This window comes from Kribbella deserti, from assembly GCF_042434725.1.
In the GTDB taxonomy this organism is placed as follows: Bacteria; Actinomycetota; Actinomycetes; order Propionibacteriales; family Kribbellaceae; genus Kribbella; species Kribbella deserti.
In genome coordinates this window covers 1-959 of sequence record NZ_JBHLTC010000043.1, presented here as the reverse complement: position 1 = coordinate 959, position 959 = coordinate 1, and the positions used below count along the sequence as shown (strand labels likewise).

The window sequence follows — 959 nt, the reverse complement described above, 5'->3', positions numbered from 1 at the left end:
CCAGAATTTTTTAATCTTGAGATGCTGCTTCAACCATTTGAAGAACAGCTCGATTTGCCATCGATTGTGGTACAGTTCAGCGACCATCACAGGACTGATATCCAACCTGTCATCCTCTGAGAAGGCGTTCGTAAAGAAGATAAACTTTCTCTTGCTTTCCTCATTCCAGTAGATGACTCTCCTGATCTTGTCCGGATACTTTCCCATGGTCAGTTGGCCATCCATATAGCCGATTGCATCAGACAAGATACCTGAACCCGGCGGAAAGCGCCTCTTCCATTTCATGGGCCTGAAGTCATTGTTCTTCTTGCCTCTGACCACGAAATAAGCTCCGATTGATTCGATTGCATATAGCCTTTTGAAGTCGTTGTATCCTCTGTCGAAGATGTAGAACGAGTTTTCCTCGTATGGAATGGCATCCATGGCTCTCATATCATTCACACGGGCTTCCGTTATGTGGAAGAATGTCGGAATCGATGTTTCAATATCATACAGAGTATGAACCTTGATACCGCCTTTCCTCTGATTCTTTCTGTACACGGCCCATTTGAATGCATTTAGGCAAAGCTCTATCGTTGTTGAATCAAACGCATAAACGTGTCCGTTCAGCTTGAAGATATCAGTTGCACGACATTCTCTGGCTTCTGCGATAACACGGTATGCAAACTCTTCAAAGATGTGGTAATCTCGGCCATTATTCGCCTTAGAGAGATTACTTTTGGTGGCATACTTTCCAAAGCCGAGATGAAAGGCTTTACGCGATAGCGCTTGCGTAGCAAGTGCAAGGTCACGAAGACTTTCACGGTTGGAAAGTTGACCGAACATCAAGACTGCGAGCTGATTCCAGCACGTAAAAAACTTGACGTACCGATTTCCGTTGTATTTATTTGATATTCTGAGGAATATATCCTTATCAAGGAAATCTAAAAGCTGAGAGAACACGAATTTTCCGTTATGCA

1 protein-coding gene is annotated in these 959 nt (G+C 43.6%); it reads right to left on the bottom strand.

The features are described from left to right. Positions 1 to 942 (bottom strand): IS4 family transposase (locus tag ACFFGN_RS36125; protein WP_380056791.1); only part of this gene is annotated, 942 nt, incomplete at its 3' end. Positions 943 to 959 lie beyond the last annotated feature (17 nt).